Raw genomic sequence first — 24042 nt, 5'->3', positions numbered from 1 at the left:
GTGATCATGTCCGAACCGCTCACCCCGCAGGAAAGGCCGCTCGTCCCCGGCGAGCAGGTAGCGGGACTCGCTGCGGTGACCAAGCCGGTCGACCCCAGCCAGGAACTGTCGCCGGCCGAGTTGGCCGTTCTGGACGCCGTCGCGCCGATGGATCCGAACGTGCCGCCGGTGAAGGTCACCCGAATCGCCAAGAGGGAGGTGGGATACCGGGAAAGCGGAACCAACCACACCAAGTACGGTCGCTGGTATGGCTCCGACGGACAGGAGTGGTGCGACATCTTCGTCAGCTGGGTCTTCCACGAGGTCGGCCAGCTGGGGGCCATCGGCGGCAAGCACGCGTACGTTCCCGACCACCTCAAGTGGTTCAAGAACCACCACCGGTTCTACCGCCGCGGAGCCACCGGCGGCGGCCCGCGCGAAGGCTGCGTGATCTTCTTCGACCTCAACGGGCACAACGGCGAGGACCACATCGGGATCGTGACCTCCTACGACGACACCTACGTCTACACGGTCGAGGGCAACCGCTCCGACCAGGTCAAGCGGCTGAAGTACCCCCGCACCAGCCACCTCATCTGGGGCTACGGCCACCCCGCCTGGAACTACTGACCTACCGACCGGGCGTCCCACGGGGGTGGACGCCCGCACCTCACCCTGCTTCGACCGCTGCGGCGTGGTCGTTCCACAGCGCCAGGCGGACGGCTGCTGCCTCTGGAACTCCGGCACCGCCGGTGTCCCTGTTGCGTGCGTGTCGAGTCATGAGCTATCAGAACACCAGATTGGAGCATCATTATGCGCACATCTGTGCGTGTGGCCCTGTCTACCGCGGCGATTGCCGTTGGTATGGCCGCCGGACCGCTCAGTCCGGCAGTACCTGCCAACGCGGCCACAGCCATCCCGGCCGCCGCAAGCGGGATCGAGACGACCGTGGACGGTGGCAGCAACCTGCGTGGCGGCCCTCACTTGAACAGCCGTCTCGTCGGCACGACCAAGGGCAAGAGCAGCTTCGCCGTCGACTGCTACAAGCGAGGCGACTACTACAACGACGGCAAGCACCACACGAACGTCTGGTACTACGGCATCGTCATCGACACGCACGACAGCCCCAGTCACGTCTACTACGGCGTGTACTCGTGGGGCGGCAACGTCAACACGCCGCACGACCCCCCGGCCGGACTGCCGAAGTGCTGACGGCACCAGCCGGCATCTGCTTGCAGCGTCACCAGACGGTGTGAAGTGCCACCTTGTGGTCCGCCGGGCCTCAGCGCCCGGCGGACCACCAGCAGCCAAGTCGATCGCGAGCGCGAGCCGACGAGGCCACGGTTCAGTCCACGTCCTCCTCACCTGACCGGGGTCCCCCATGGAACAACCCATACGCAAACCACCTGCCATACGGCGAGCCTTTGCCGCCGTCGCTCTGGCCGGCGCCTGTCTCCTCAGCGCTCCCGGCGCCGCCGACGCAGGTGCAGCGTCTTCCTCCACGGCCCATGGATGTCATTGGGTCAACGGCCTGCCCACCAACGTTCTCAGGCAGGGCAGCACGGGCGCGTGTGTGAAGTACCTGCAGAGCAAACTCGCCGTCCCCGCCGATGGCATCTTCGGCCGTCAGACGCACCGCGCAGTGATCGTCACCCAAGAGCACTGCGGGCTGCGGGCAGACGGAATCGTAGGCATCAGCACCTGGGACGCCCTCCTGCACTGGTGCCGCGAATAAGAGCGCGCCGCCACAGACAGGGGCCGGACACGCGCACCGAGGGCGACCGGCACCGCCCTGGCGTTGTCACCGTTTCGCTCCTCTCACACCGCTTGTCCAAGGCCCTCTCCAGCCGCGCCGACTGGCGGGCACCTGATCAATTCCAGCCGAAGACGACTGCGGTTGGCGGTCACCGATAGCGACCAAACACCCAGCGACGCGCTGCGAAACCGTTCCGGTCGAGTCCGAAGGAGACACAGAAAATGAACATCCGTAAAGGCATCGTCGCCGTAGTCGCCGGCCTTGCTCTGGGCACAGGGACCACCGGAATCCCCACAGCCAGCTCCCTCGCCAGCCCGATGGCCACCACGAGCCAAAACTGCTGGTACGGGGGAACCCACACCACCGGCGGCGCCAAGATGCAGTACTACGAATGCCGCCGCACCTACAAGGGCCGCATCCAAAGCAGCATCAAGATCCGCGTCATCGACACCACGAACGACGGCATGTGCGCATTCGGCAGAGGCGACATCGGGAACGACAAAAACAGCGCCTACCCCCGAGTCTTCGCCCGCAGCTGCACCACAGGCGCATGGTCAGCCTGGGAACGAAGCGGCTGGTGGAACGGAAACCAAGGCTACGAATACGTCTACCTCGGCCACTGACCAGCAGCGTCAGCCTCGCACCCCGGCCGGCGGCACGCAAGCCTGCAAGCCCGGCGTGCGAAGGGGTTGCCGCATTACTTGGGAACGCGTGAGAGGGTCCGTTCATAGATGGTCCCGCCGGGTGTGTACCAGCCTGCCTTCTTGCGGACGGCCGGGCTCGGCTCCCGGGCGCGGGATGCCTCCAAGGCGGTGAGGGCGCGGGCATCGGTGTGAGCGAACTTGCCGACGAGTTCGGCGGCCATGCTCCGGACGTGCGGGTCCGGGTCGGAGGCCAAATGACGCAATGCGGGTTCGAGAACCCGTTCCGGGCCCGGTGCGCAGGTGTCGCCCTTGCACCGTTCGCAGGCAAGGGCGTGGAAGGCTGAGATCCTGACCTGGGCGTCGGGGTCGTCCGCCATGGCGATGAGTTCCCCATGGAACCGGTGTCGACCAGGTGATCGAGGAGGCGGCAGCAGCCCTCACGGACTGCCGGATCTTCATGGTGGAGGCCGGCGCGGATAGCACTCAATGCGTCCTCACCGCGCCGCAGCAGTGCGTGATAGGCCGCAACCGCGCGCTGCGGGTCACCTAAGCAGGAGACGAGGGCTTCGTTGTCGGTCCTGACGAACACGCAGCCGCGACGGGCTCGATGAAGTTCTCAGGCCAGCAGGCTTCGCTCCGTTGGACTGGGAGACTGTTCCTATCGATCTGAGCGGTCCGGTGAAGCAGGTATGGGCTGCTGTTTCCGGACTTTATGACCTTGGCCCGCTCGATGGGGCGGCTGTGGAGCGGTTGCGTGTGGCCACGGAGTTGCTCGTCTTTATCGTGTCGGGTGTCGCGGCGCCGACCGAGGCGGTAACGGCGACGAGCGGCCATCGTCCAGAACGAGCGGGGCGCGCAGCATGCGGAGACCAGTTGTTCCAGGCGGTGCGCGCGGCGGGCGGCGGGCAGCGCCAGGACGACGGCGAACTCATCGCCCCCGAGCCTGCACAGGGCGGCGCGCGGGCCCGCCCAGGTGGCAAGCCGGACGTCGAACGCTGCGCGAACGGCGTCACCGGCCTTGCCTGTACGTGACGATCAGCCCGCCCACCTGGGCGGTAGCTACTACGGTCTCGGAATATTGGGCTCGCATGTCGAGGTGTCGCGCGTTCCTCGGTGAGACCGGTGGCGGCTACCGTGGTTGTCGGGGCGTATCGCCTCGGTGTAGTGGTGAGCTCGCCTATCCAACTGTCGCCGGTTCCCTGGGGAGCCCACCCGCCGGTGACCGTGTGGTTCCCGGAGGGGCATCGGCACCAGGCTCTCCGGCTTTGGTGCCCAGCCGTGAGGCGGTCTTCTCGTGGTAACCGAGGGCCTTCGCGATGACGGCTGGGGCCTGGACTCCTTGGCTCGCCGGCACTCTGCGCGTCCGGCAGGCAGTCCACTCGGCCATTACGACCATGGCCGCCCTGTGCCTCTTATGCCGGTGCTTCTGGTCCCGGACGGCTGCCTTCTCGTCGCAGGGATACGAAGTCAGGGGCCGAACCGTACCGGCCCGACGGCCCCGAGGTGCAGAGGACGGTTGAGCCTCGCGGGACCGTAGCGTGTCACCGTCCTGGCCGCCTACGCTGCCCCCACGCGTGATCGCAGAAGTCGTTGTCTTACCGACCGGGGGTCTTCCCGGTCCGTGGAGCAGGGGGGCGTATGGCGGCGAGTCCGAGGAAGCTGCAAAAGATCGCGGACCGCGAGAGCCAAGCGGCGATCCGGTACCTGCAGCGCGGTTACCCCGAGCGCGCCTTGGCGAGCAGCAGTAAGGCGCTGGAGGCGGTGCAGCAGTTGCGGGAAGCTGAGCCGGGGGATGTCGACCACACGCTGGCTCTGGCATCGGTGCTCTACAACCATGCGGCATTCCTTGCGGCGTCCGGTACTCCCGCTGAAGGGGTCCGGGCGGCACGTACCTCATTGGCCTTGTATGAGTCGCTGCTACCGGACAGCTCTGCGGAGGGGGTTGCGGAGCCGGTCCACCACTCCTCCCGGCAGGCGGTGCTGCGCCCACAGTGGCCGACTCCTCTGGAGGTGGCCATGTGGGCGGCGGATGTGAAGGCGCGGTTGTGTCCCTTGCTGGCTGAGGCCGAGGGCCCGAGCGCTTGGGGGGAGATCAACCGGCTGGGCAGGGAGGCTGTGGCCCTCTACGAGCAGGTCGTCCGCGTTCTTCCGGAGCAGGCGGAGGGGCTGGAGCGGGTGGAAGAGCAGTATCGCCGGGCGCTGGACTTCCTCGGCGAGCCCGCCTGACCCGGGTGGCGCCGACGTGTGCTTCGCCGCGGTCGGACGGGTTGGCGAGGAAGGGTCGGCCGAGGGCCACCAGGTCGGCGCCGGCCGCCAGCATCTCCCGCGTGGCCCGGGTGACGGCCTGCGTGGACAGGTCGGTCAGGTCCGGGTTGCCGATCAGGACGCCGGGCCAGTCGGCGCGGATCCGCCGGTACCAGCCGGTCGCCGGGTCGGAGCGCACCAGGTGCAGATAGGAGAGGTCCAGCCCCTTCAGGCGGTCCAGGAGCGCGGCGTAGAGGCCGTCGGTGTCCTCCTCCCAGACACCGTTGACCGTGCTCGCGGGGGAGCGCCTTCAAACGGGGGTTCGCCCAATGGTCCGAGGGCGACCGTGACGGCCAGGACGAGCTCGCCGGGTACACCCTGACGGCCCTGGACGAACTGCGTGCGGCGAGCGCCTCGCTGGGCTGACCGGCAGCCTCACCCCGAGTTCCGTGAAAGCACAGGTCAGCGAGTGGAAGACACCATCCGTCCTCGGTGTCCGTACCGTCGCGATCAATGCGCTCGGGGAGGGAAGGACATTGGTCGGCTGTCTTGCGATGATCGACGGTTCGGCCGATTCACGCCTGGAACTCAGTGAGATCGATGGCGTGAACGCGCAGAGGGTAGCCGTACACCGGGTGTACCGTCTCCCGCTCGGGCACCATGCCGAGCTTGCGGATGACACTCTCGGAGGCGTTGTCCCCCACCCGGTTGATGCTGATGACGCGGTCCAGGCCGCGGTCCTGAAGCGCGAACTCCAGCGTGGCGTGCGCGGCTTCGGACGCGTATCCCTGGCCCCAGAACTGTGAGCCGAGCCGCCAGCTGATCGCCACGGCGGGCATCACCTCCGGCAGGAACTCGGGCACGGACAGCCCCGTGAAGCCGATCAGTTCGCCCGAGGCCAGCAGCTCGACAGCGAAGAGTCCGAAGCCCTCCTCGTCCCACTCCTCCTCCCATCGCTCGATGGCCTCGGCCGTGTGGTCCAGGTCGCGCACCGAGCCGTCGTCGATCCAGCGCATCACCCGTGGGTCCGCGTTGATGTCCGCCATCGGCACGAGGTCGTCGTCGTGCCAGCTGCGGAGGAGGAGACGGGGAGTGCGGATCTCGGTCATACGCCCATCCTGCCGAACGCAAACGCCTCATCGGTAATCCGGCACACGCCCGCGCTGCCACTCCCGAACCACAAGGCGTCAAGCAGCCTCTCTCTCCCCCCCCCGGAACCGGCCGTCAATTCCAGACCGGCCCGCCCCTTCTCCAAGTCGTGGGGCACCATGCATCCGGCCGTGGTCAAGCTGTGGTCCGATGCCTGGGCCGAGATGGTACCCTGCCCCTCCTTCGACGTCGAGACGTCGAGTTGGCCGACCTCGATGTAGGCCGGCGGCAGGCCGGTGGCGTCCTCGAGCCGGCCGGGAGCCGCCGTGGGCGGGACATCGGGGCCGCCGGCGTCGTCACCGAGCAGTGCCGACCAGGCGGTGAGGCTGTCGTCGTAGGACCACAGCGCATAGGGCGCGATGTGCGGATCGGGGGTGGTGGTGCGGTCGTCGAGCATCGGCATGAGAAGGATCTGGCGGGCGTTCTTCGGGCCGCCGCGCTCGCGGGTGAGGATGGTCAGGGCCGCTGCCATGCCCCGCCGGCGCTGTCACCCATCACGCCGATCTGGTCGGGGTCGACGCCCAGTTCGGCGGCGTGCTCGTGCAGCCAGCGCAGCGCCGCGTGGGCGTCTTCGAGCGGTGTCGGGAAGGGCTGTTCGGGGGCGCGGCGGTACTCGACCGACAGCATCGGCACGCCGCTGGCGGACACGTAGCGGGCCACGGGCCGTCGAACAGGTCAATGTGGCCGAAGATGTACCCGCCGCCGTGGAAGAACAGCACGGCCGAGCCCGGCGTCGCCCCGTCCTTGACGTACCGGCGCATCGTGATCTGCGTGCCGTCGCCGGCGGTCGCAACATGCTCGCTGGTCGTGACGTCGGCCGGGATCGGCTGGGCCGTTGAGGCGGCGCCGATGATCGGCTCCCACATGGCGCGGCGCGCCGCGATATCGCCTACGGCCGGTGGTGTGGCGTCCGCCGTCGCGCAGGCCATCGGGGCCGAGGCCGCGGCGATTTCGGGGTCCAAGCTGAAAGCCATGGCCCTTTCCATTCGATGGAGGATCGCCGTCAGACGGCGGAGGGGACGGCGATGACCTTGCCGTGCACCGCGCCCTCAGCGGCGCGGGCGTGCAACGTCGGCAGTTCGGCCAGCGGCACCCGCTCGGCGACGTCGACGCGCAGTTCGCCGCGGTCGATCAGCGCCACCAGCTTCGCCAGCTGCTCGGCGTGGCTGCGGACGAACAGGTCGATGCCCCGCACGCCGCGCTCCTCGTCGGCGGGTGCGGGCATCCACACCGTAGTGTTGACCACGACGCCGCCCGGACGGACCAGCGTGACCCCGCGGTCACGCTCGTGGTGGTGTGGTCGATGACCTCATCGGCGCCGGCGGACGTGACCGCCTCGCTGCTGCGCGGGCCGGCCGTGGCGATGACGTGGGCACCGGCGTTCTTGGCCAGTTGCACGGCGTAGCCGCCGACCGCGCCGCCGGCGCCGTTGATCAGGACGCGCTGCCCGGCCGTCAGCTTGCCGTGGTCGAACAGCGCCTGGTACGCGGTGAGGCCCACGAGCGGCAGTGCGGCGGCGTCGGGCAACGGGACGCTGTCGGGTGCGGCGTCAGGACCTCGGCCGACGCGAGGACCTACTCCGCGGCGGCTCCATTGCCGTCCATCGGCAGGAAGCCAACGACGTCGTCGCCGACGAGGAGATGTTCACGATCCTTGAGGGCGAGATCGACTGGCCGTGCTCCGTCACGACCAGCGCCTGGCCGACATGGCCGGCGGCAACCATGTCGCCGAATCCACCGTGCGCCGCTGGCGCGACGAGATGATCGGCCTGCTCGCCGCGAAGACCCCGCGCCTGGACCGGGCCCTGAAGAAGATTGCGAAGCGGGGCGGGGAAGTCGTCCTGGTCGACGGCACTCTCATTTCCACCCGGCGCCGCACCGGACGGGAGGACCGGAAGAATTTCTCCGGCAAGCACCACCACCACGGCCTGCACTTCCTCGCCCTGACCGACGAGAAGGGACGGCTGATCTGGATCTCCGCCGCCCGGCCCGGCCGCACTCACGACGCCACCGCCGCCCGCCACGACGAGCTCGTCGAACACCTGAAGGCGGCCGGCCTCGGTGCGCTCGCCGACCTGGGCTTCCTCGGCGTGGACAAGCCCGATGATCCCGACGACCTGGTCATCGTCTCCGGCTTCAAGGCCACCCGCTACCGCAAGCCGACCGCCGGGCAGAAGGAGGCGAACCGCGTCCTGGCCGCCGGATGCACACCCGTCGAACAGGGCTTCGCCCACCTCAAGAACTGGCAGATCCTCACCAAACTCCGCATCGACCCGGCCCGCGCGACCGGACTCCGCCGCGCCCTGCTCGTCCTCACGAACCTCGAAGTCACCCGCTAGCCAGATGATCTACATGCTGGACACCGCCCCACCACCAGCCAGAGCAGCCCCAGCCACCATCACGCCAAGGCCCGCGACCAGCCGAAATCAAGAACAGCGGCTCATTGAGCCAGGTAGTTGTGGATGAAGATGTCCCATCGGCCGTCGTTGTCATTGAGGTAGTAGTCGTTGAGGGTGAAGGCGACCTGGACGGGGTTGATGCCCGTCCACTGGATGCAGAGGCTGTTGGCACCCAGCCAGTAGTGGTTGGGCAGGCCTCTCCAGGAGCCGAGCAGTCCGTATTTCGGCAGTCCGGGCTGGGGCCAGGTTCCGCCGGGGGGTGCCAGATCCGACCAGCCTGTCCCGTCCGCGGTGTACTTGCCGTCCCAGGGCCACGGGCCGATCCGCATCTGGCCCCGCACCGTGACGCGGTAGACGTCGCCGGGGCGTAGCGTGAGGCCGCCTTCGGCGCCCCACCAGAGCATGTCGGTGAAGGTGACGGTGCCTTCGTCGCCGGACTTGCAGCGGGCCATGGCGGCGGAAGCGCTGGTTTTCACCGGGGTGGCACGGTAGTGCCGGATCGTCATTCTCCAGTGGTCGGTGTTGTCGCTGAGGTTGGAGTCGTTGATCGCGAACAGCAGCCGGGCGTGGACGGCGGGTGTGCCCTGGCATCCGCCGAGTTCGGTCGCCTGGCGCCAGTCACCGATCCAGCCGGTGGGGTTGTTGTTGGCTCTCACGAGCAGGCTGTACTTGTTGAGGCCCGGGACCGGGTAGCCCTGGCCCGGTGGTGCGGCCTCCAGCTTGCCCTCCGGGCCGTACAGGCCGTCACCGACGGATGCCGGGTCCGGCCAGAAGTCGATGGTGAACGCATCGCCCGGGTTCAGGACGTTGGGAGGATCGACGACGTTCGGGTAAGCGACGCCGGGCCCGTGGCCGGGCTGTGTGATCACGGTCGCGGAATCGCCGCCGCCACGGGTGCGGCAGATGGCCAGCGGACTTCCGGGAGCGGCCGTCGGCGCGTCCGCACGGTAGTGACGCACCGTGATCCGCCAGAGGCCTCCGTTGTCGGAAAGGTTGTCGTCGTTGATGCCGAACAGCAGTCGGGTCTCCACGGCCGGAACCACCCGGCAAGTGGTCAAAGCGGTGGTCTGCATCCACTCGCCGACCCAACCGCCCGGGTTGTTGTTGAAACGGGCGATCGAGCTGTACTTGCGCAGGCCCGGCACCGGGAATCCGGCGGGCGCCGCCTGAGCATCACCGTCGGGACCATAGCGGGGGCCCCAGTCTGCCGTGATGGTGTCGCTCGAGACGACCACCGACACCACATCACCGGGCCGGAGAACGTTCGCCGGGCTCTCCGCCGGCGGATAGGAACTTCCACGCTGCTTGCCGGCATACGAGAGGGTGACCTCGCCCTCACCCTTCTCGCCTCGTTGGCAGCGTGCCAGCGCGGTATCGGCGAAGGCCGGAGCCGCTGAAAGCCCGACCAGCATCCCAGCCAGGGAAAACGCGGCAGTGAACAGCGCGATGGCCTGACGCCACCTGAACGCAAGCCCTGGTATCGATGACATGGTCTCCCCCTGTCTCCCCCTGCCCCTGCTCCACCGGCCAGAGTGACAGGAGCACAGGTTGCGCACATCTGGCCTGCGGGGGCTCACAAGCGCACAACGCCTTCCCGTCGCACACCAATGAGCCGCTGTTCTTGATTTCGGCTGGTCGCGGGCCCTGGCGTGATGGTGGCTGGGGCTGCTCTGGCTGGTGGTGGGGCGGTGTCCAGCATGTAGATCATCTGGTTAGCGGGTTGACTTCGAGGTTCGTGAGGACGAGCAGGGCGCGGAGGAGTCGGGTCGCGCGGGCGGGGTCCCTTGTGAGCGACAGCGAATCGGGCAGGGTCGGGCCAGCGGTCCTCCATGGTTTCACTGAAGGTACGAAAGTCGTCGTAGCCGCGCTTGTCGGGGTCGACCGAACTATCGAGCACCACCCGGTCGACAGTCTCTGGAAACAGCGTCCGGTACTCCGAGCCGAGGTAGGTGCCCCAGGAAATGCCGTAGTAGGAAACGGAACGCTCTCCGAGCGCGGTGCGGATCCGATGCATGTCCCTGGCGACATTCGCAGAAGTCAAGTGCGGTAAAAGATCAGCAGAGTTGGCCGAACACTGCTTGGCCACCCGCTTGGCGTATGCCACGTTGGCGTTGATCGAACCGCCCGTGCCAGGGAAGGACAGTACCTACAGTTGCTCGTCTCGAACGAGCTCATCGGCGTCCCGGCCGCAGTTCATCGGAGTGCTGTGCCCGATGCCGCGGGGGTCGAAAGCGACCAGGTCGTACCTGTCGCGCACTGCCTGAGACAGGAGACTGCCCATTGCGGTGGGTACGTCCAGGCTGGAGCCCGGGCCCCCGCCGTTGAGCATCAGGACACCCTTGCCCTTCTTCTTCGGGTCGACTGCGGGAGTCCGGGATGCTTCGATCGCAATCGCTTGTCCCTCCGGATCCTTGTGGTCCAGCGGCACCTTGAGCCTGGCGCATTTGCTGAGAGGCTGGGGCGTCGCCGACCCCGAACTGCGCAGCGGCCTTCAACTGCGCCGACCCAGCCACGCGCTCGGCAAGCTGATCGAGGCACATGACGAGGGTGCCCCGTTCCAGATCACCGGCACCGATTGGCCAACTCGGGACGGCTCGGGTATCCGTGACTACGTGCATGTCTGGGATCTGGCCGCTGCGCACGTGGCCGCGCTCCAGCGGTTCGAGTCCGCACTGGCCGGTGCCCGCTCCTCGGTGATCAACCTGGGAACTGGTACGGGCACCACCGTCACCAAGCTGGTCTCAGCCTTCAACAGCGTGGTCACCCCGCGGGTCGCGGTGGTCGAGGCCGGTCCGCGCCCGGGCGACGTGGCTGGGGCCTTCACTCGCAGCGACCGGGCCAAGCGGCTGCTCGGCTGCAAGCCGCAGTTCAGCATTGGCGAGGGCAACCGCGACTCACTGCGCTGGGCTGAGATCCGTGACCAGCGACTTGCCCGGTAGATCGCCCCGGCCTCGAACGGTGTAAGGGCCGATGAACATGACGTTCAGCCGTCGCGACTGCACCTAGTTGAGGATCTTTGCGCGCAGGATGTCGATGTCGGGCGCACACAGACGCGTCGCTTCCAGCGCACTGTGCTCCCGAGTGTCTCCGCCGTCGCAGACGGCGGGGACATCTGGTGGCTTGGGTCAGCTTGTCTTGGCAGGTTCTTCAACCGAGTAGGGGCAATGCGAGCGTGAAGCGAGCTGGGTCAGGGCACCGGCCTGCCCGCGTACGAGAGAATTCTTGTCATGCGCGCTTACGAGGACCCCGCGACCTGGACGCTTGAACCGACCCGACCCCGTTGGCAGTTGGTCCTGCGTTTTGCTGCCACACTGGTGTGCTTTCCGGTGCTTTGCGCGCTGTGGCTGGCGGTGGCGGCTGTGCTTTTCGTCGTTGGGCTGTTCGCTGACGGGATCGCGGCCGTGAGCGACGGCTTCGAACGCGGCTACATGCGGTTCATGGACGATACTCTGGGCGGCATCGTCCGGCTGGGCTCCTGGTTCGTGACCTGGCCGGAGCTGCGTCACGAGGGAGACACCGAGTACTACCGGTCCCGGGTCGACCGACGCGTCGCCCACTGGACCACTCTCGCCTCGGCCCCGCGCGAGCCCAAGAAGGCGCGGCCGCCCGTGGAGTGCGCCATCCCCCTTCGTGACTACCGTGGCGTGGGTGCCGGATACGTGGCCAAGGTCGCTTTGGGCCAGGGATGGGAACTGCGGCCCTCGGACGTCCGTAAGGAGGTGCGTCTGTGGTGGTCGGCCGCCTCGCACGTCGACTGAGTGCCCGTTGCTGAGGCCGACATGACATAGCGATGGTCGTGACGCTCAATCCAACGGCTCGTTGGATCTTCAAGGCTGTGAGGACGATCGGGAGCGGCCAGGAACCGAACTGATGCGGCACACGTCTCCCGCACCATGATCTCCAACGAGCACCAAGAGCACGGGAGCTCCACCAGGCTCACCTCACCGTCCGCGGTGACCGTGGATCCGCCGAAGGTCAACGACTACAACGGCTTCGCCGAGGCGTACACGGCCGAAAATGAAACCAACCTCATCAATGCCTACTACGAGCGGCCCGCGATGTTGGCCCTCGCCGGAGATGTGGCCGGTCGGCGGATCCTGGACGCCGGCTGCGGCTCTGGGCCCCTGTTCGGGGCGCTACGCGACCGCGGCGCCATCGTGAGCGGCTTCGACGCGAGTGCCGGGATGCTGGAGCTGGCCCGGCGGCGGCTCGGCGACAGCGCGGACCTGCAGGTGGCGGACCTGGGCGGCCCGCTTCCTTACTCTGATGACACGTTCGATGATGTAGTCGCCTCCCTGGTGCTGCACTACCTGGAGGACTGGAAGCCGCCGCTGGCTGAGCTGCGCCGCGTGCTCAAGCCCGGCGGTCGGCTGATCGCGTCTGTCGACCATCCCTTTGCCATCAACCTCATGCACCGTCAGGCCGGCCGCGAGACCGAGTACAACTACTTCGACACCACCAACTGGACCGAACAGTGGTCCATGGGCGGCCAGACCGCGTTGATGAGTATCTGGCACAGGCCGCTGCACGCGATGATCGAGGCTTTCACCGGGGCCGGTTTCCGGATAACGGTCATCAGCGAGCCGGAGCCTGATCCAGCCGCCCGCGAGCTGTTCCCCGAGGCCATCGCGGCCAAGCCGCGCTTCCTGTGCTTCCTGTTCTTCGTCCTGCAGGCTGACTAGCACCCGGATATCCCACCACCCCGTCAATGGAGTCAGAACTCACCTGCCGACTGGTCTCACTTGTCACCTATAGAGCCGTGCGGCGGCTCGGGGACTGAACTGTTCGCGGTATCAAGGGAGTTCGTGGGAACGTGGGCTCCCGGCCGGGATCCCGGGCCGGTCCGGGTGGGGTTGCCGACCGTGAACTTGAGAACGAGCAGTCCCGGTTGGCCTCGCGGGAGGCGGGTTGTGCGCTCCTGCGGGAGGACCGGCGGGTGATGCGCCTGGTCATCAGGGTGATCGCGGCCCAGGTGATCAAAGATTCCGAGTGCTGGATGAGTCGTTCGTAGTCCCGGGCGCGACGGCAGGCGTGCATGCTCCAGGCGAGCGATCTCTCGGCCACCCGGCGGCGGGGCAGGATGACAAACCCGGTGGCGTCCTTCGTACGGCTGACGGTCTTGAGCGTCAGGTTCAGGTGCTTCTTCGCCCAGGTCACGAGCTGTCCGGCATAGCCGGAGTCGGCCCACACGATGGTGACCTCGGGGTGCATCAGCCCCAGCCGGAACAGGACTTCCTTCGCCCCGTCGCGGTCGATCGTGTCGGCCAGGGGGGACCATGACCAACAGCGTCAGGCCCCTGGTGTCGACGACCAGGTGACGCTCACGCCCGTTGACTCTCTTCGCGCCGTCGTAGCCGCGCGAGTCACGCCCGACGGTCTCGGCGGCCTTGACGGACTGGGAGTCGATGCCGGTGGCGACCGCGCCGGGAGCCCGGCCCATCTCGCGGCGGATGCGTGTGCGGAGCTGGTCGCGGATCTGTCCGACAACTCCGGCCGCCGCCCAGCGGGCCATGAACTTGTAGCAGGTCCGCCAGGATGGGGAGTCCGTCAGGTCCATCGCCTCCCGAGGGTCGGCCTCCGGCTCCTGGCCCTCGTACTCGGATGCGGCGGCCGGGGGTGCGAGCAGCTGCTCGGTCATCGCCGCCAGCTGGTGCGCGACGACGTCGTACACCCGGCCTCGCGCGGCGACGGTGGTGCACAGCTTCTCGTGGACCACCGCGCCGGCGAGGACGACCCGGTCGTAGCGCAGCGGGACGCGGGATATCTCCCACTCCCCCGGCTCCAGGTTCGAAGGCCGGGGCGCGGCCGGTGTGCCCGGGTCGGCTGGGGACTGCCGGTCGCGGTCCGGGACGGCGGTCGGCGGGCGGGTTCGAGGTCGGCCAGCGACCACCGGGCAGTGCAGAGGCGGTAGGCCGGCATACGGCCGCACAGCGTCACCGGCTCGCTGATGTCCAGGCAGTGCGTGGCGAGGGCGGCGTCCACGCTCCGCTCGTCCAGACCCGGCTCGCGTCGACGGCCGCGAAGGCATCCCCACCGAGTACGACAGCCACCGGCGCCGCTTCGCGAGCCAGGCCACGAGCTCGTGTGTCCCTCCGCCGGAGTCGGTGCGGATCAGCGTGTTCCGCCCGCGCCGGTGCCTCTTGGAGAGCTGGGCCAGGGCGAGCTGGGTGGCGGTGATGTGGTCGGCGGCGCTGTTGCGGACCGCGCTCCCGGGCCGCAACACCGCCGCCGCTGGCGCCCCGGTTCCACCACTGCCATGATCGCCGAACCCCATCAGCGGAGGTGCCCGAAGGTTCATTTCCAGGTCGCCGCCGCGTCCTGCTTGTCAGAGTGCGCGACTACCAGAACCCCGTGCAGGTCCACGATCACCTGGCCTGCTGCGTTCGGCGACGAAGCGCCGGCCAGCTTCCAAACTCGCTCGCGGATTTCTGCCCGGACCGACCGGATCGCGGTCAGAGCCCTCGCACCAGCCGCGGCAAGAGTATCGACGAGCCGGGAGACGGTCGGGCCGGAGGCCACCGGCCCGCAGCGTGCCGACGTCGGCCAGGCAATCTCCGCCCAGCGCGACCGCGAGTGCCACAGCCAACAGGATCTTGCCCGGATCGTGCAGCACCCGAGGACGCCCCCCCCATGGGGGAGCGCCGCCGATATCGCTCCGTTCAGGCCGGTCTTGCGGACCGTCGCGACCAGCAGCACCCCGTCGGCGTGGAGAGTATCCGCCGGGAGTCCATGCGCAACCCCAGATGCCCCCGTCGTGACCTGCCGCCATCCTGATCACCAGGCCGAACACCTGACTCTTGTGGTCTATCTCGCCAAGGGTGCGCGGCGAATCACGGCAGGTCGGGTTGAGTGACGGCTGGGTGGCCGGCCCGGCGCCATCCGTACCAAAGGGCTGTCCGGACGGTATCGAAAAGAGCCGCTCATGGAAGGTGTACCGCCGGATGCCTGGAAAAGGGAACTCGACCGTACGTCCGACCCAAGGCGCGAGCCCGGGCCGATCAACCTGCAGCGGTATGCGTTCGTACCGGCTTACGCCGGGATCGCCACGTTCTTCGGGCTGCCGCTGTGTCTCAATCCGGACGACCTGCGTGCTGGCCACGTCGATGTGGCAGTCGTCGGGGCGCCGGTGGACATGTCCACCGGGCACCGCGGGGCGGCCTACGGGCCACGTGCGATCAGGGCCGATGAGCGGATTCTGCCCAATACTCCGCAGATGCTGGTCAACCCCAGCACCCGCATCAAACCGTTCGAGGAGTTGACGGTAGTCGACTACGGCGATGCCTCCGTGGACCCGTTCAGCATCGACAACTCCATGGAACCGATCCGTGCTCTGGTCCGCGAGATCGCCGGAACGGGCGCGATCCCGATCGTGCTCGGCGGGGACCACTCGATCCTGTGGCCGGACGCCGCGGCTATGGCCGACGTGTACGGGGCAGGCAAAGTCGGCGTGATCCACTTCGATGCCCATCCGGACTGCTCCCACGACCTGTTCGGCCATCTCACCTCGCACGCCACACCGATCCGCCGATTGATCGAGGACGAGCATGTCCCCGGACGCAACTTCATCGAACACCCCGCCCCCACCGGACTCATCGCCCTCACCTGCAACGAAATGCAGCGACTATTCGCCCTGCCCGCCGCATCCCCGAACGACCAACGCGACCATCGCCTGCACTGGCCCCTAAGGCGTCGTCGACACCAGGCCCGCGCCCACGACTGCCACTACCGCCGACGCGAGGCCACAACATGAAGATCCACAACTGCGGATGGAGTATTGATTGACTGAGCTCAGAAGCAAGCGACCGAAGTCAGTGCGGCCCCAGGGGCCCCTCATGCCGCCGTTAGCGCCGCCAGGGCGCGGTCCATCGCGTCGTTGAATTCTTCCGGCGTCAGCGGCAGCCGGGACTTGACGTCCCGACTCCACTGGTCGGCGAGGACCTCGGCGGATCCCGCCTCGACACCGTCGAGCGCCGCGTCGGCCAGGTCCGACGGCGCGATCTTGGCCACGGGCCAGCCCGCGGCCATGTCGGTGTCGGCCAAGCCGAGGTGCACCGCTGTCACGAGCGTGCCCTGCTCGGCGAGTTCCAGGCGGACGCCGTTGGTCATGGCCCAGGCGGCGGCCTTGGTCAGGTGGTAGGCATTGGCGCCCTTGCCTCCGAACCATGACATGGCGGAGAGGACGTTGACGATCGCGCCCCCGCCGTTCCTGGCGAGCGCCGGCGCGAACTCCCGGATCATTCCCAAGTGGCCGAACATGTTGGTCTCCAGCTCGTGCCGTACCGCGTCCAGCGAACCGGTCACCAGGTCGGTCCCCGTCTGGATCCCCGCGTTGTTGATGAGCAGCGAGACGTCGGGGGCGGCCTCGGCTACGGCCCTCACGGATGCGGGATCGGCGATGTCGAGGGGCAGCACGTCGACCCCGGGCAGGTCCACGGTCTCGGGCCGGCGAGCCGTCGCGTAGACCTTGCGGGCGCCCCGTTCGAGCAGGCGCTGGGCGAAGGCGCGGCCCAGGCCGCGGTTGGCTCCGGTGACAAGGGCAACTGAGTTGTTGATGTCCATGCCCGGTACGCTAAAACCTGACGCTAACGTCAGAGGCAAGTGCTGGTCATCAGGGCCGGGGGGAGAGGAATCACCATGACCGTCACAGAGGCCGCGGCCGAGCGGCTGATCCGCATCGGCGAGGTGGCGCGGGGTGCCGGCGTCTCGGTACGCGCCGTGCGCTACTACGAGCAGCAAGGGCTGCTCATCGCGGAGCGCAGCCCATCCGGCCAGCGCCTCTACCGGCAGGATGCCGTCCCCCTGATCCGTTTCTTCCAGCAGATGTTCGCCGCTGGCCTGACCAGCCGAAGGATCACGGAACTCCTTCCGTGCTGGGACTCCGGGCACACCGACGCCGAGCAACGAGCCATGCTGCGCGCCGAGCGGGACCGCATCCAGGCCAAGATCGACGACTTGCAGGCTGCCCTGGACCGCCTCGACGAGGTCATCGCGATCACGGACACGCACCCGTAGGCGCGGTCGGTCGGACGTCGCACCGGCGATCTACGGCTGGAGTACCAGGGACTGTTCTGAGTTCAGATCACGTGGTGGGTTGGAGGCTGCGGAGCCACAGGATGGCGCCGCGTAGGTGGAGTCCGGCGAGGTAGCTGTCGGGCGTCTTGTCATAGCGAGCGGCCGGACCGCGCCACTCCTTGATCTTGTTTATCCAGCGCTTGACGCTGTTGCGGTCCTTGTAGAGGTCGGCGTCGTGCGTGACGGGACGGCCGCCGCGCGAGCCCTTCTTCTTGCGGTTGGCGGTCTGGTCGGCTTTCTCCGGGATGACGCCTCTGATCCGGCGTCGGCGCAGGTAGGCGCGGTTGGCGCGGGAGGAGTACGCGGCTTGTCGCCGGCGATCGCGTCCGGGCGGGTGCGGGGCCGGCCCTCCGGACCGCGGACCTTGATCCGCTCGACGACCGGGATGAAGCGGGGACTGCCGGCGGCCTGCCCGGGCGTGAGCATGAAGGACAACGGCCGACAGCAACGCTCGGCCACAAGGTGGGTCTTGGTGGTCAGCCCGCCCCGCGAGCGCCCAGCTCGGCCGCGCGAAGCCGGGCCCTGCGGCGGCGGCGCACGCGTCGGCGTTGCTCGCGAGTCGCGTCGTCCGTCTCGTCGCCCGGGTCGGGCACCGCCAATAACGGTTCGTTTTGCCCCTTTGGTGAAGCCCTTTCTCCTCCGCGACGGCCTTCTCCAGATTCTGCAGCAACTCCGGGTCGACGACCATCCCGTCCGCGTGGTGGTGCGCGCGGGCCACCGTGGAGTCCACGCTGACCAGGCTGAGGTCGACCTGCCCCCGCGTTGCGGCCTCGGCGATCATCCCGTCCATCAATGCCTGAAAGGTTCCAGCCGCCACCCACAACTGGAACCGCCCGTAGACGGTCGACCAGGATCCGTAGCGCTCAGGGATGTCCCGCCACGGACTCCCAGTCCGGTACCGCCACATCACCGCATCGAACTGTCGGCGCAGGCCAGGGATTGGCCCACGCTCACCCAGCGGCAAGAACGGCTCCACCAACTCCCATTCGGCATCGCTCAGATCACCACGCGTCACACCGCAGTTCTACCGGGCCGTGATCGCCCGGCGTCGGCGATCTGAACTCGGAGCAGTCCCAGTGGTTACCCGTGGCAATCGCTCGTGGTCCTTGGCCAAGCGACCTGCCCCTATGGTCAAACCCCACGCCCGTTGCGTAAGGTTCATTTTGCACTATCACCTATTACCATTCAGGGGGACAGGCGGCGATGCCGGACACCAGGATCAGTGAGCTCGTGCGGATGTGGATCAACGGATGGGTCGTCTCCCGCGGCAGCTCGGACCCGGTCGACGAGTCGTGGGGGTGGACGATCGACGTCGGGCAGCCCAAGCACGTCGCCCGGCACGTGCTGCCGGAGCCCTCCGAGGCCGATGTGCGCAAGATCGTCGCCGGGACGAGCGCGCCGGGGACGTGGCTGAAGCTGTTCGCCGAGGACCAGGCGGTCCTGCCCTGGGTCGGGCCGGGCTGGCGGCGCGACAGTCCCGGTTTCCTGATGGCCTGTCACCTAGTACCGGAGTGCCCTGAGGTGCCGGCCGGTTACACGCTCACCAGTTGGACCCGGGGCGGCGTCAGCCGAGTACTGGTCCGCACGCGTGCCGGGCACTTCGCCGCCCGTGGACAGATCGCCCAGGTAGGCGCCCATGTCGTGGTCGACCAGGTCGAGACCGCCGCCGAGCACCGGCGCAAGGGCCTCGGCGGCTTGGTGATGCGCACGCTGCAGAGCGCCGCATACGAGGCTGGTGCAAAGACTGGCCTCCTGGTCGGCACGCCCGAGGGTCGGGCGCTTTACTCCTCGCTGGGCTGGACCGTGCACTCCCCGATGACGAGCCTCTGCTACGAGCCATCGGATGCCGCCCAGTGAGCTGAATATGGCCTGTTCTGAGTTCAGATCACGTGGTGGGTTGCAGTTGGGTATGAGTCATCCGGGTCCGAAGATTGCGCCGTTGTCGGTGACTGATGCCCAGCGGGCCGTGCTGGAGGGCTGGGTGCGTCGCCGCACAACGGCTCAGGCGCTGGCCCTGCGGTCGCGGATCGTGCTGGAGTGCGCCGACGGGCACTCGATCATGGAGGTGTCGCGTCGGCTGCGGATCACTGCGGACACGGTCCGCACCTGGCGGCGGCGTTTCATCGAACGGGGCCTGGACGGCCTGTCCGACGAGCCGCGGCCCGGTGTCCCGCGGAAGATCACCGACGCTGACGTCGAGCGGGTCATCGTCAAGACGCTGGAGGAGAAGCCGAAGAACGCGACCCACTGGTCGACCAGGTCGATGGCGGCGGCCACGGGCATGTCGCAGTCGGCGGTCTCGCGGATCTGGCGGGCGTTCGCGCTGGCGCCGCACCGCTCGCAGACGTTCAAGCTGTCACAAAATCATCCCTAACTACCAACTACCTAGATCAGATGCCCTCTTACTCATCGTGCATGCCTCCCGAGTCCTGCTGGGTCCCGGGATCCTGCTGCTGAGTTCCGGGATCCTGGTTCTGGGTCCCGGTCTCTGGCTGATGGGTGGGGTTCTCATGCTGCGTCCCGGGATCCCGCTGCTGGGTTCCAGGACGGTCTTGCGGATCCGATGCTCCTTCCCCGCCACTCGCGCACTGATCCGCCGTCATGCCTTTGTCGATCACTCCATCGCCGTCGGTGTCCACCCCGATCGCGTCGATCACTCCATCGCCGTCGCTGTCGCGGACCATCGTCTCGAATCGACCGTCGCCGTCGCGATCCTGGACCCCCTCGTCCGCCAAGCCGTCCCCGTCGGTGTCCCAGTACTCGCATGTCTGCGCGGGGGCCGCGGAGACCTCCGCGACCGGGCCGACGGCCATCCCCAGGGCCATCGCGGCCGACGCTGCGCCACACGCTACGATCCTGCACTTCATCGGGGCCTCCACTCCTCAAAGAGCAGCTCCGACGTGCCGGGCGAGCGCGTCGGCGCTGCCGCTCTTCCATGCTGCGCCGCGGACGAAGGCTCTGTCGAGTAATCCCGACCCGCAGGGCGGCCCCGCCCACCGAACGGGACTTGTGTAAATTTCAACAGTGTTTCGGCCGAGCCAGCGCCAGGGGGAGGCCACGGCGGCGCTGTACGCGACGAAGATCGCCGTGTACGAGCTCGTGGGTCGCGCTGTACGTCATCACCACGAACCGCGTCCCCGGTCGGCCGGCATCGGCCTGGGTAGCCAAGACCTGGCGACGCCCGCTTCGGGAGTCAGCTGCCGACGCTCACCTGGACCGCGAGTGGCTGACCTGGACTTCTATCGGCCTCGAAGGCGTCGTTTTCGAGGGTTTGGACAGCAGCTACGAGTCGTCGGTGCGCGGGTGGCGAAGTGCAAAATCAGGATGAATTGCATCTGCCGCAACACTCCACCGGGGATGAATAAGCAATTTACGCACGTCAGACGCCACGGGCGCTGCCGGAAGAAGAGCGCCGCCTGACCTGCAGGCAACAGTGCACCCATGATGTGGACCCTGCCGCAGCCGGTGCTTGCCGTCGCCGTGGACCGTGCCGACCTGCCGCCTGGATGGGCGGCAGAGCCGAAGTCATGGACAGGGTTTGGCCTCGTCCGTTGGCCACGATGGAGGTGAGAGCGGGAGCCTCCGGCATGAATTCCCCGACCCTGTGTCGGCGTCAGTTCTGGCAGTTGCACCCCGACGCGTCTTCGCCCCGGTCAGGGAGGGTACTGGCCGTGGTCGACGGGTGCCGAGTGTGCACGAAGCAGAGCCGTCGACGCGGGCCCATGCGAGGTGGAGGAGCCTGTTGCCTGCATGCGGATCCTGGTCACAGTCGGGGTTCCTACGGGGTGTGCACGTCGCCCTCGCGGTAGAGGACCAGGTGTTCGTGGAAGAGGACGCCGTCGCGGACGTCGCCGGTGGCGGTGAAGCCGGTGTCATCGGCGTAGTCGATGTGGTTGCCGGTGACGGTGTAGCTGCCGGTGTAGGCGCTGCGGCGGTTGCCGCGGGCTTCGTCGTAGCGGCCGTCGGGCAGCAGTTCCTGGCGGATGAATCCGTCGGCGGTCACCCACATTCCGACGTACGGGTGCGGGTCTCGGGGCGTGTCGTTGCTGGTCATGGCTCTACGATCGGCCCGGCGGCCGGGGGTAACCAGGCCGCCGTCTCCCCAGGTGAGAGCTTCCTGGGTGCCGCGCACCCAGCATCGCGAGTGAGAGGGCCCTTCATGTCGTGCAGCAGCGGAGCGGGCCGTTCGGGACCTTCCCGTGGCTCCTTCGTCGTACGCGGCGGGACGGATCGTGGGTGCCGGACCCCTGGGATAACGGCGGCCTGGTTCCGGTTCCACCGCGCGACGAACCTGGTGGTCAGGCAGCTGCTGTAGCTGCCGAACACTCGCCTCGGACCCGCACCGGCGCTCATTTCGCGCAGTGGGGAAACCGATGAGGCGACTCCACTGAGGAGCATGCAATGAGCAGCACCGACACCGACACCGGCACCGTGAGCTGGAACCCCGAGGCCCTCGACGAGATCCTCTCGAACGACGAGGGGCGGCCCGTCCTTTTCACCAACGCCCGCGTCGTGACGATGGACCCGCTGATCGGGACCATGACCGGCGCCGACCTCCTGTTCGTCGGTTCCCTGGTCGTAGGGGTCGGCCCCGCCATCATCACCGCGGCGGGGGACGACAACGCCATCGTCGTCGACTGCACCGGCCTGACCATCGCCCCCGCCGTCGTCGACACCGTCGCGCTGGCCGGCGGCCGTGGCCACCGCTCGGAGTACGTCGCGCCGCTGACTCCGGGCAACACCCCCGACTTCCTCGTGGTGCCCGACGAGCTCGCCGCCGACGTGCCGAGTGCGGTGACCACCCTCATGACCCGGCCGGATCAGGTCCGTGCACTTGTCGCAGCCGGCCGGCCGGTCCTGTGGGCCGGCAGCGACGTCCCCGGCCGGGCCACCGCCCCTGAGACGGGCATCCCGGCCGCCGCGGACCTGACCGGCAGCCCGCGCGTCGGCGTCTGGATCGACAAGAACGACTTCCTGCACCAGGAACTCACCGCCGACGGCCGCTACGACGAGACCCGGGGCGGGCGCCCGCACGCCTACCAGGGCCGGTACTGGATCGACGGCCACCGCATCGACTACCTGGACGACCTCGGCTTCTGGGCCTACGGAGAGTTCCAGGGCGACGAACTGCACCACGCCGGATACGTGATGAAGCTCGGCTGAACCTCCCCCTGGTCGGCGCTCCCACGGTCCCGATCCTGGGTGCGCGACACCTGGGGAAACCGCGGCCTGGTTGCCCTGGCGCGCGAGACCGAGGCTGGGATTCGAACAGCCCCGGCCGCCCTCCCGGCGACTCACCCTCTCTACCCTCCCCGCCCTCTCCAGCGGACGGCCCATCCTCCCGGCCCTCTCCGCTGTACGGAAGGAAGACCTCTCATGAACGTCAACGACACCACCAGCGCCGCTCTGCTCGAAGAGATCCGGCGTCGGCCCGCCGACCGGCGGCGCATCCTGATCACCGGCGCGACCATCGTCACCATGGACCCCGACCTCGGCGTCATCGACGGCGGCGACCTCCTCGTCGAGGGCGACACGATCACCGCCGTCGGCCGCGACCTCGACGCGGCAGATGCCGTGGTCGTCGACGCCACCGGCACCATCCTCACCCCCGGCTTCGTCGACACCCACCGGCACGCCTGGGAGGCCCAGCTGCGCCGGATCATGCCGGACGTCGACGACCTCGGCGGCTACGTCATGGCCACCCTGGCCGGCTACGCCACGGTCTACCGGCCCGAGGACATGTACATCGGCACCAGACTGGCCGCCCTGACCGCGATCGACAGCGGCATCACGACCATGCTCGACTTCTCCCACAACTCCCGCACCCGCGAGCACTCCGACGCCGCCATCGAGGCCCTCGTCGACACCGGCATCCGCGGCGTGCACGCCTCCATGGGCCCGCACTTCGGCGAGTGGGACCGGCAGTGGCCCGGCGACCTGATCCGCCTCAAGGACCAGTACTTCAGTAGCGACGACCAGTTGCTCACACTGCGCCTGGCGACCCTGGCCACCGACGAGATCGCCGGACCGGCGCTCACCTACGGTCCCGAACTCGCCCGCGTGGCGAAGGAGTTGGGCATTGGAGTGAGCGTGGACGCCGTCTTCGGTACGTCCTCCTCCGAGGCGGTCCTGCGCTGGGCCAAGGACGGCGTTCTCAGCGCCGACGTCACCCTCATCCACTCCACCGGGCTGACCTCCGAGGCATGGAAGGCGATGGGAGAGACCGGCACCACCGTGGCCCTCGCCCCCACGTCCGACGCGCAGATCGGCCTGGAGACCGCGATCCCCGCCGTCGACGAGGCACTGTCCGTCGGGATCCGCCCCGGACTGAGCATCGACGTCGAAGTCGCCCTGGCCAGCGACATGTTCACGCAGATGCGGGCCCTGCACGCCATCCAGCGGATGCGCGCGGTCAACGCCGCCTACGGCACCGACCAGCAGCCCTCCCGCATCACCACCCACGACGTCCTCGACTTCGCCACCCTCCAGGGCGCCCGTACCAACGGCCTGGCCGGCGTCACCGGCTCACTCACCCCGGGCAAGAAGGCCGACCTCCTGGTCATCCAGGCCGAGGACCTCAACAACATGCCCCTCAACGACCCGATCGGCACGATCGTGCTGGGCTCCGACGCCCGCAACATCAGCGCCGTTCTCATCAACGGCGAGCCCCGCAAGTGGGACGGACACGTCTTGGACGTCAACCTGGCCGCCCTGCGCAGCGAGGTGCACGCCTCGCGCGAGTACGTGCTGAACACCCCCGCTGCCTGAGTATTCCGGCTGTCCGAACACCCCTCCTCCGCAGT

The 24042-nt window shown here is 68.2% G+C and carries 26 protein-coding genes and 3 pseudogenes; 16 read left to right on the top strand and 13 right to left on the bottom strand.

Going from position 1 to position 24042, the window contains the following annotated elements; genetic code table 11:
* Nucleotides 1-6 precede the first annotated feature (6 nt).
* The 4 genes from ACZ7L0_RS39270 (at nucleotide 7) to ACZ7L0_RS39255 (ending at nucleotide 2355) form a co-directional block, all read left to right on the top strand.
* Nucleotides 7-606, top strand: coding sequence for a CHAP domain-containing protein (locus ACZ7L0_RS39270; protein ID WP_471247366.1), 600 nt, complete (start codon nucleotides 7-9; stop codon nucleotides 604-606).
* A gap of 354 nt (nucleotides 607-960) precedes the next feature.
* Nucleotides 961-1188 carry a hypothetical protein gene (locus tag ACZ7L0_RS39265; protein ID WP_471247365.1) on the top strand — a complete coding sequence of 76 codons (228 nt, stop codon included), beginning with the start codon at nucleotides 961-963 and terminating at the stop codon, nucleotides 1186-1188.
* 169 nt (nucleotides 1189-1357) lie between these two features.
* On the top strand, nucleotides 1358-1711 hold the full coding sequence (locus tag ACZ7L0_RS39260) for a peptidoglycan-binding domain-containing protein (protein ID WP_471247364.1): 354 nt from the start codon (nucleotides 1358-1360) through the stop codon (nucleotides 1709-1711).
* A gap of 242 nt (nucleotides 1712-1953) precedes the next feature.
* Complete coding sequence (locus tag ACZ7L0_RS39255; RefSeq protein WP_471247363.1) at nucleotides 1954-2355, top strand: hypothetical protein; 402 nt, start codon at nucleotides 1954-1956, stop codon at nucleotides 2353-2355.
* Between the two features lie 74 nt (nucleotides 2356-2429).
* On the opposite strand, the gene ACZ7L0_RS39250 is transcribed toward ACZ7L0_RS39255, so the two are convergent.
* Complete coding sequence (locus ACZ7L0_RS39250) at nucleotides 2430-2753, bottom strand: HEAT repeat domain-containing protein (protein WP_471247362.1); 324 nt, start codon at nucleotides 2751-2753, stop codon at nucleotides 2430-2432.
* Between the two features lie 262 nt (nucleotides 2754-3015).
* On the opposite strand from ACZ7L0_RS39250, the gene ACZ7L0_RS39245 reads away from it, so the two are divergent.
* Entirely contained in the window at nucleotides 3016-3408 is a 393-nt protein-coding gene (locus ACZ7L0_RS39245) for a hypothetical protein (RefSeq protein ID WP_471247361.1), read from the top strand.
* Nucleotides 3409-4014: 606 nt separating this feature from the next.
* On the top strand, nucleotides 4015-4602 hold the full coding sequence (locus ACZ7L0_RS39240) for a hypothetical protein (protein WP_471247360.1): 588 nt from the start codon (nucleotides 4015-4017) through the stop codon (nucleotides 4600-4602).
* Between the two features lie 593 nt (nucleotides 4603-5195).
* On the opposite strand, the gene ACZ7L0_RS39235 is transcribed toward ACZ7L0_RS39240, so the two are convergent.
* The 4 genes from ACZ7L0_RS39235 to ACZ7L0_RS39220 form a co-directional block, all read right to left on the bottom strand.
* A complete protein-coding gene (locus ACZ7L0_RS39235; RefSeq protein WP_471247359.1) occupies nucleotides 5196-5729 on the bottom strand; it encodes a GNAT family N-acetyltransferase in 534 nt (177 codons plus the stop codon).
* Nucleotides 5726-6241 (bottom strand): alpha/beta hydrolase fold domain-containing protein, encoded by a 516-nt coding sequence (locus ACZ7L0_RS39230; RefSeq protein WP_471247358.1) that lies wholly within the window; start codon nucleotides 6239-6241, stop codon nucleotides 5726-5728. The genes ACZ7L0_RS39235 and ACZ7L0_RS39230 overlap by 4 nt, the downstream gene beginning before the upstream one ends.
* On the bottom strand, nucleotides 6226-6429 hold the full coding sequence (locus ACZ7L0_RS39225) for an alpha/beta hydrolase (RefSeq protein ID WP_471247357.1): 204 nt from the start codon (nucleotides 6427-6429) through the stop codon (nucleotides 6226-6228). Before ACZ7L0_RS39225 ends, ACZ7L0_RS39230 begins: the two co-directional genes overlap by 16 nt.
* 343 nt (nucleotides 6430-6772) lie before the next feature.
* The gene (locus tag ACZ7L0_RS39220) at nucleotides 6773-6994 is read right to left on the bottom strand and encodes a zinc-binding dehydrogenase (RefSeq protein WP_471247356.1); all 222 of its coding nucleotides are present in this window, start codon (nucleotides 6992-6994) and stop codon (nucleotides 6773-6775) included.
* Nucleotides 6995-7444: 450 nt separating this feature from the next.
* Here ACZ7L0_RS39220 and ACZ7L0_RS39215 point away from each other — a divergent pair, with 450 nt between their 5' ends.
* Entirely contained in the window at nucleotides 7445-8107 is a 663-nt protein-coding gene (locus ACZ7L0_RS39215) for a transposase family protein (RefSeq protein WP_471247355.1), read from the top strand.
* 101 nt (nucleotides 8108-8208) lie between these two features.
* Here ACZ7L0_RS39215 and ACZ7L0_RS39210 read toward each other — a convergent pair whose 3' ends face one another.
* Together ACZ7L0_RS39210 and ACZ7L0_RS39205 are read right to left on the bottom strand one after the other, a co-directional pair.
* A complete protein-coding gene (locus ACZ7L0_RS39210; protein ID WP_471247354.1) occupies nucleotides 8209-9744 on the bottom strand; it encodes a hypothetical protein in 1536 nt (511 codons plus the stop codon).
* Entirely contained in the window at nucleotides 9741-10310 is a 570-nt protein-coding gene (locus tag ACZ7L0_RS39205; protein WP_471247393.1) for an alpha/beta fold hydrolase, read from the bottom strand. Before ACZ7L0_RS39205 ends, ACZ7L0_RS39210 begins: the two co-directional genes overlap by 4 nt.
* Nucleotides 10311-10596: 286 nt before the next feature.
* On the opposite strand from ACZ7L0_RS39205, the gene ACZ7L0_RS39200 reads away from it, so the two are divergent.
* The 3 genes from ACZ7L0_RS39200 (at nucleotide 10597) to ACZ7L0_RS39190 (ending at nucleotide 12849) form a co-directional block, all read left to right on the top strand.
* The gene (locus ACZ7L0_RS39200) at nucleotides 10597-11106 is read left to right on the top strand and encodes an NAD-dependent epimerase/dehydratase family protein (protein WP_471247353.1); all 510 of its coding nucleotides are present in this window, start codon (nucleotides 10597-10599) and stop codon (nucleotides 11104-11106) included.
* 288 nt (nucleotides 11107-11394) lie between these two features.
* On the top strand, nucleotides 11395-11925 hold the full coding sequence (locus tag ACZ7L0_RS39195) for a hypothetical protein (protein ID WP_471247352.1): 531 nt from the start codon (nucleotides 11395-11397) through the stop codon (nucleotides 11923-11925).
* A gap of 135 nt (nucleotides 11926-12060) precedes the next feature.
* Nucleotides 12061-12849, top strand: a complete 789-nt coding sequence (locus ACZ7L0_RS39190; protein ID WP_471247351.1) for a class I SAM-dependent methyltransferase — start codon at nucleotides 12061-12063, stop codon at nucleotides 12847-12849.
* A 67-nt stretch (nucleotides 12850-12916) separates the two neighbouring features.
* Here ACZ7L0_RS39190 and ACZ7L0_RS39185 read toward each other — a convergent pair.
* Nucleotides 12917-13805, bottom strand: a pseudogene (locus ACZ7L0_RS39185) (transposase).
* 387 nt (nucleotides 13806-14192) lie between these two features.
* Nucleotides 14193-14872 (bottom strand): annotated as a pseudogene (locus ACZ7L0_RS39180) (transposase); the annotation flags it as partial.
* A 217-nt stretch (nucleotides 14873-15089) separates the two neighbouring features.
* Here ACZ7L0_RS39180 and ACZ7L0_RS39175 point away from each other — a divergent pair.
* The gene (locus tag ACZ7L0_RS39175; RefSeq protein ID WP_471247350.1) at nucleotides 15090-15917 is read left to right on the top strand and encodes an arginase family protein; all 828 of its coding nucleotides are present in this window, start codon (nucleotides 15090-15092) and stop codon (nucleotides 15915-15917) included.
* Between the two features lie 80 nt (nucleotides 15918-15997).
* On the opposite strand, the gene ACZ7L0_RS39170 is transcribed toward ACZ7L0_RS39175, so the two are convergent.
* Nucleotides 15998-16726, bottom strand: coding sequence for an SDR family oxidoreductase (locus ACZ7L0_RS39170; protein WP_471247349.1), 729 nt, complete (start codon nucleotides 16724-16726; stop codon nucleotides 15998-16000).
* 75 nt (nucleotides 16727-16801) lie between these two features.
* Here ACZ7L0_RS39170 and ACZ7L0_RS39165 point away from each other — a divergent pair, with 75 nt between their 5' ends.
* Entirely contained in the window at nucleotides 16802-17179 is a 378-nt protein-coding gene (locus ACZ7L0_RS39165) for a MerR family transcriptional regulator (RefSeq protein ID WP_471247348.1), read from the top strand.
* A gap of 67 nt (nucleotides 17180-17246) precedes the next feature.
* Here ACZ7L0_RS39165 and ACZ7L0_RS39160 read toward each other — a convergent pair.
* A pseudogene (locus ACZ7L0_RS39160) lies at nucleotides 17247-18254 on the bottom strand (transposase).
* A 188-nt stretch (nucleotides 18255-18442) separates the two neighbouring features.
* Here ACZ7L0_RS39160 and ACZ7L0_RS39155 point away from each other — a divergent pair.
* Both ACZ7L0_RS39155 and ACZ7L0_RS39150 read left to right on the top strand, forming a co-directional pair.
* Nucleotides 18443-19096 (top strand): GNAT family N-acetyltransferase, encoded by a 654-nt coding sequence (locus tag ACZ7L0_RS39155; protein ID WP_471247347.1) that lies wholly within the window; start codon nucleotides 18443-18445, stop codon nucleotides 19094-19096.
* A gap of 88 nt (nucleotides 19097-19184) precedes the next feature.
* The gene (locus ACZ7L0_RS39150) at nucleotides 19185-19613 is read left to right on the top strand and encodes a helix-turn-helix domain-containing protein (protein WP_471247392.1); all 429 of its coding nucleotides are present in this window, start codon (nucleotides 19185-19187) and stop codon (nucleotides 19611-19613) included.
* Between the two features lie 28 nt (nucleotides 19614-19641).
* Here the strand turns inward: ACZ7L0_RS39150 and ACZ7L0_RS39145 are convergent, their stop codons facing one another.
* The gene (locus tag ACZ7L0_RS39145) at nucleotides 19642-20106 is read right to left on the bottom strand and encodes a hypothetical protein (RefSeq protein ID WP_471247346.1); all 465 of its coding nucleotides are present in this window, start codon (nucleotides 20104-20106) and stop codon (nucleotides 19642-19644) included.
* Nucleotides 20107-21017: 911 nt separating this feature from the next.
* Nucleotides 21018-21293, bottom strand: a complete 276-nt coding sequence (locus ACZ7L0_RS39140; RefSeq protein ID WP_471247345.1) for an Atu4866 domain-containing protein — start codon at nucleotides 21291-21293, stop codon at nucleotides 21018-21020.
* Between the two features lie 347 nt (nucleotides 21294-21640).
* Between ACZ7L0_RS39140 and ACZ7L0_RS39135 the strand changes: the two genes are divergently transcribed.
* Both ACZ7L0_RS39135 and ACZ7L0_RS39130 read left to right on the top strand, forming a co-directional pair.
* Nucleotides 21641-22402, top strand: coding sequence for an Atu4866 domain-containing protein (locus ACZ7L0_RS39135; RefSeq protein ID WP_471247344.1), 762 nt, complete (start codon nucleotides 21641-21643; stop codon nucleotides 22400-22402).
* Between the two features lie 213 nt (nucleotides 22403-22615).
* Nucleotides 22616-24007, top strand: a complete 1392-nt coding sequence (locus ACZ7L0_RS39130; protein ID WP_471247343.1) for an amidohydrolase family protein — start codon at nucleotides 22616-22618, stop codon at nucleotides 24005-24007.
* The last annotated feature ends 35 nt before the right edge of the window (nucleotides 24008-24042 follow it).

It is taken from the genome of Streptomyces sp. NPDC039424, from assembly GCF_055639495.1.
Note: the sequence above shows the minus strand (reverse complement) of the source record. Positions and strands in the feature narration are given on the sequence as shown.

What these genes read in the sequence shown, in the direction of transcription:
- ACZ7L0_RS39270 (WP_471247366.1), top strand. Translation starts at nt 7, where the DNA reads ATGTCCGAACCGCTCACCCCGCAGGAAAGGCCGCTCGTCCCCGGCGAG.
- ACZ7L0_RS39260 (WP_471247364.1), top strand. Translation starts at nt 1,358, where the DNA reads ATGGAACAACCCATACGCAAACCACCTGCCATACGGCGAGCCTTTGCC.
- ACZ7L0_RS39255 (WP_471247363.1), top strand. Translation starts at nt 1,954, where the DNA reads ATGAACATCCGTAAAGGCATCGTCGCCGTAGTCGCCGGCCTTGCTCTG.
- ACZ7L0_RS39250 (WP_471247362.1), bottom strand. Translation starts at nt 2,753, where the DNA reads ATGGCGGACGACCCCGACGCCCAGGTCAGGATCTCAGCCTTCCACGCC.
- ACZ7L0_RS39240 (WP_471247360.1), top strand. Translation starts at nt 4,015, where the DNA reads ATGGCGGCGAGTCCGAGGAAGCTGCAAAAGATCGCGGACCGCGAGAGC.
- ACZ7L0_RS39235 (WP_471247359.1), bottom strand. Translation starts at nt 5,729, where the DNA reads ATGACCGAGATCCGCACTCCCCGTCTCCTCCTCCGCAGCTGGCACGAC.
- ACZ7L0_RS39230 (WP_471247358.1), bottom strand. Translation starts at nt 6,241, where the DNA reads ATGGCAGCGGCCCTGACCATCCTCACCCGCGAGCGCGGCGGCCCGAAG.
- ACZ7L0_RS39220 (WP_471247356.1), bottom strand. Translation starts at nt 6,994, where the DNA reads ATGCCCGCACCCGCCGACGAGGAGCGCGGCGTGCGGGGCATCGACCTG.
- ACZ7L0_RS39195 (WP_471247352.1), top strand. Translation starts at nt 11,395, where the DNA reads ATGCGCGCTTACGAGGACCCCGCGACCTGGACGCTTGAACCGACCCGA.
- ACZ7L0_RS39190 (WP_471247351.1), top strand. Translation starts at nt 12,061, where the DNA reads ATGATCTCCAACGAGCACCAAGAGCACGGGAGCTCCACCAGGCTCACC.
- ACZ7L0_RS39175 (WP_471247350.1), top strand. Translation starts at nt 15,090, where the DNA reads ATGGAAGGTGTACCGCCGGATGCCTGGAAAAGGGAACTCGACCGTACG.
- ACZ7L0_RS39170 (WP_471247349.1), bottom strand. Translation starts at nt 16,726, where the DNA reads ATGGACATCAACAACTCAGTTGCCCTTGTCACCGGAGCCAACCGCGGC.
- ACZ7L0_RS39165 (WP_471247348.1), top strand. Translation starts at nt 16,802, where the DNA reads ATGACCGTCACAGAGGCCGCGGCCGAGCGGCTGATCCGCATCGGCGAG.
- ACZ7L0_RS39155 (WP_471247347.1), top strand. Translation starts at nt 18,443, where the DNA reads ATGCCGGACACCAGGATCAGTGAGCTCGTGCGGATGTGGATCAACGGA.
- ACZ7L0_RS39145 (WP_471247346.1), bottom strand. Translation starts at nt 20,106, where the DNA reads ATGAAGTGCAGGATCGTAGCGTGTGGCGCAGCGTCGGCCGCGATGGCC.
- ACZ7L0_RS39140 (WP_471247345.1), bottom strand. Translation starts at nt 21,293, where the DNA reads ATGACCAGCAACGACACGCCCCGAGACCCGCACCCGTACGTCGGAATG.
- ACZ7L0_RS39135 (WP_471247344.1), top strand. Translation starts at nt 21,641, where the DNA reads ATGAGCAGCACCGACACCGACACCGGCACCGTGAGCTGGAACCCCGAG.
- ACZ7L0_RS39130 (WP_471247343.1), top strand. Translation starts at nt 22,616, where the DNA reads ATGAACGTCAACGACACCACCAGCGCCGCTCTGCTCGAAGAGATCCGG.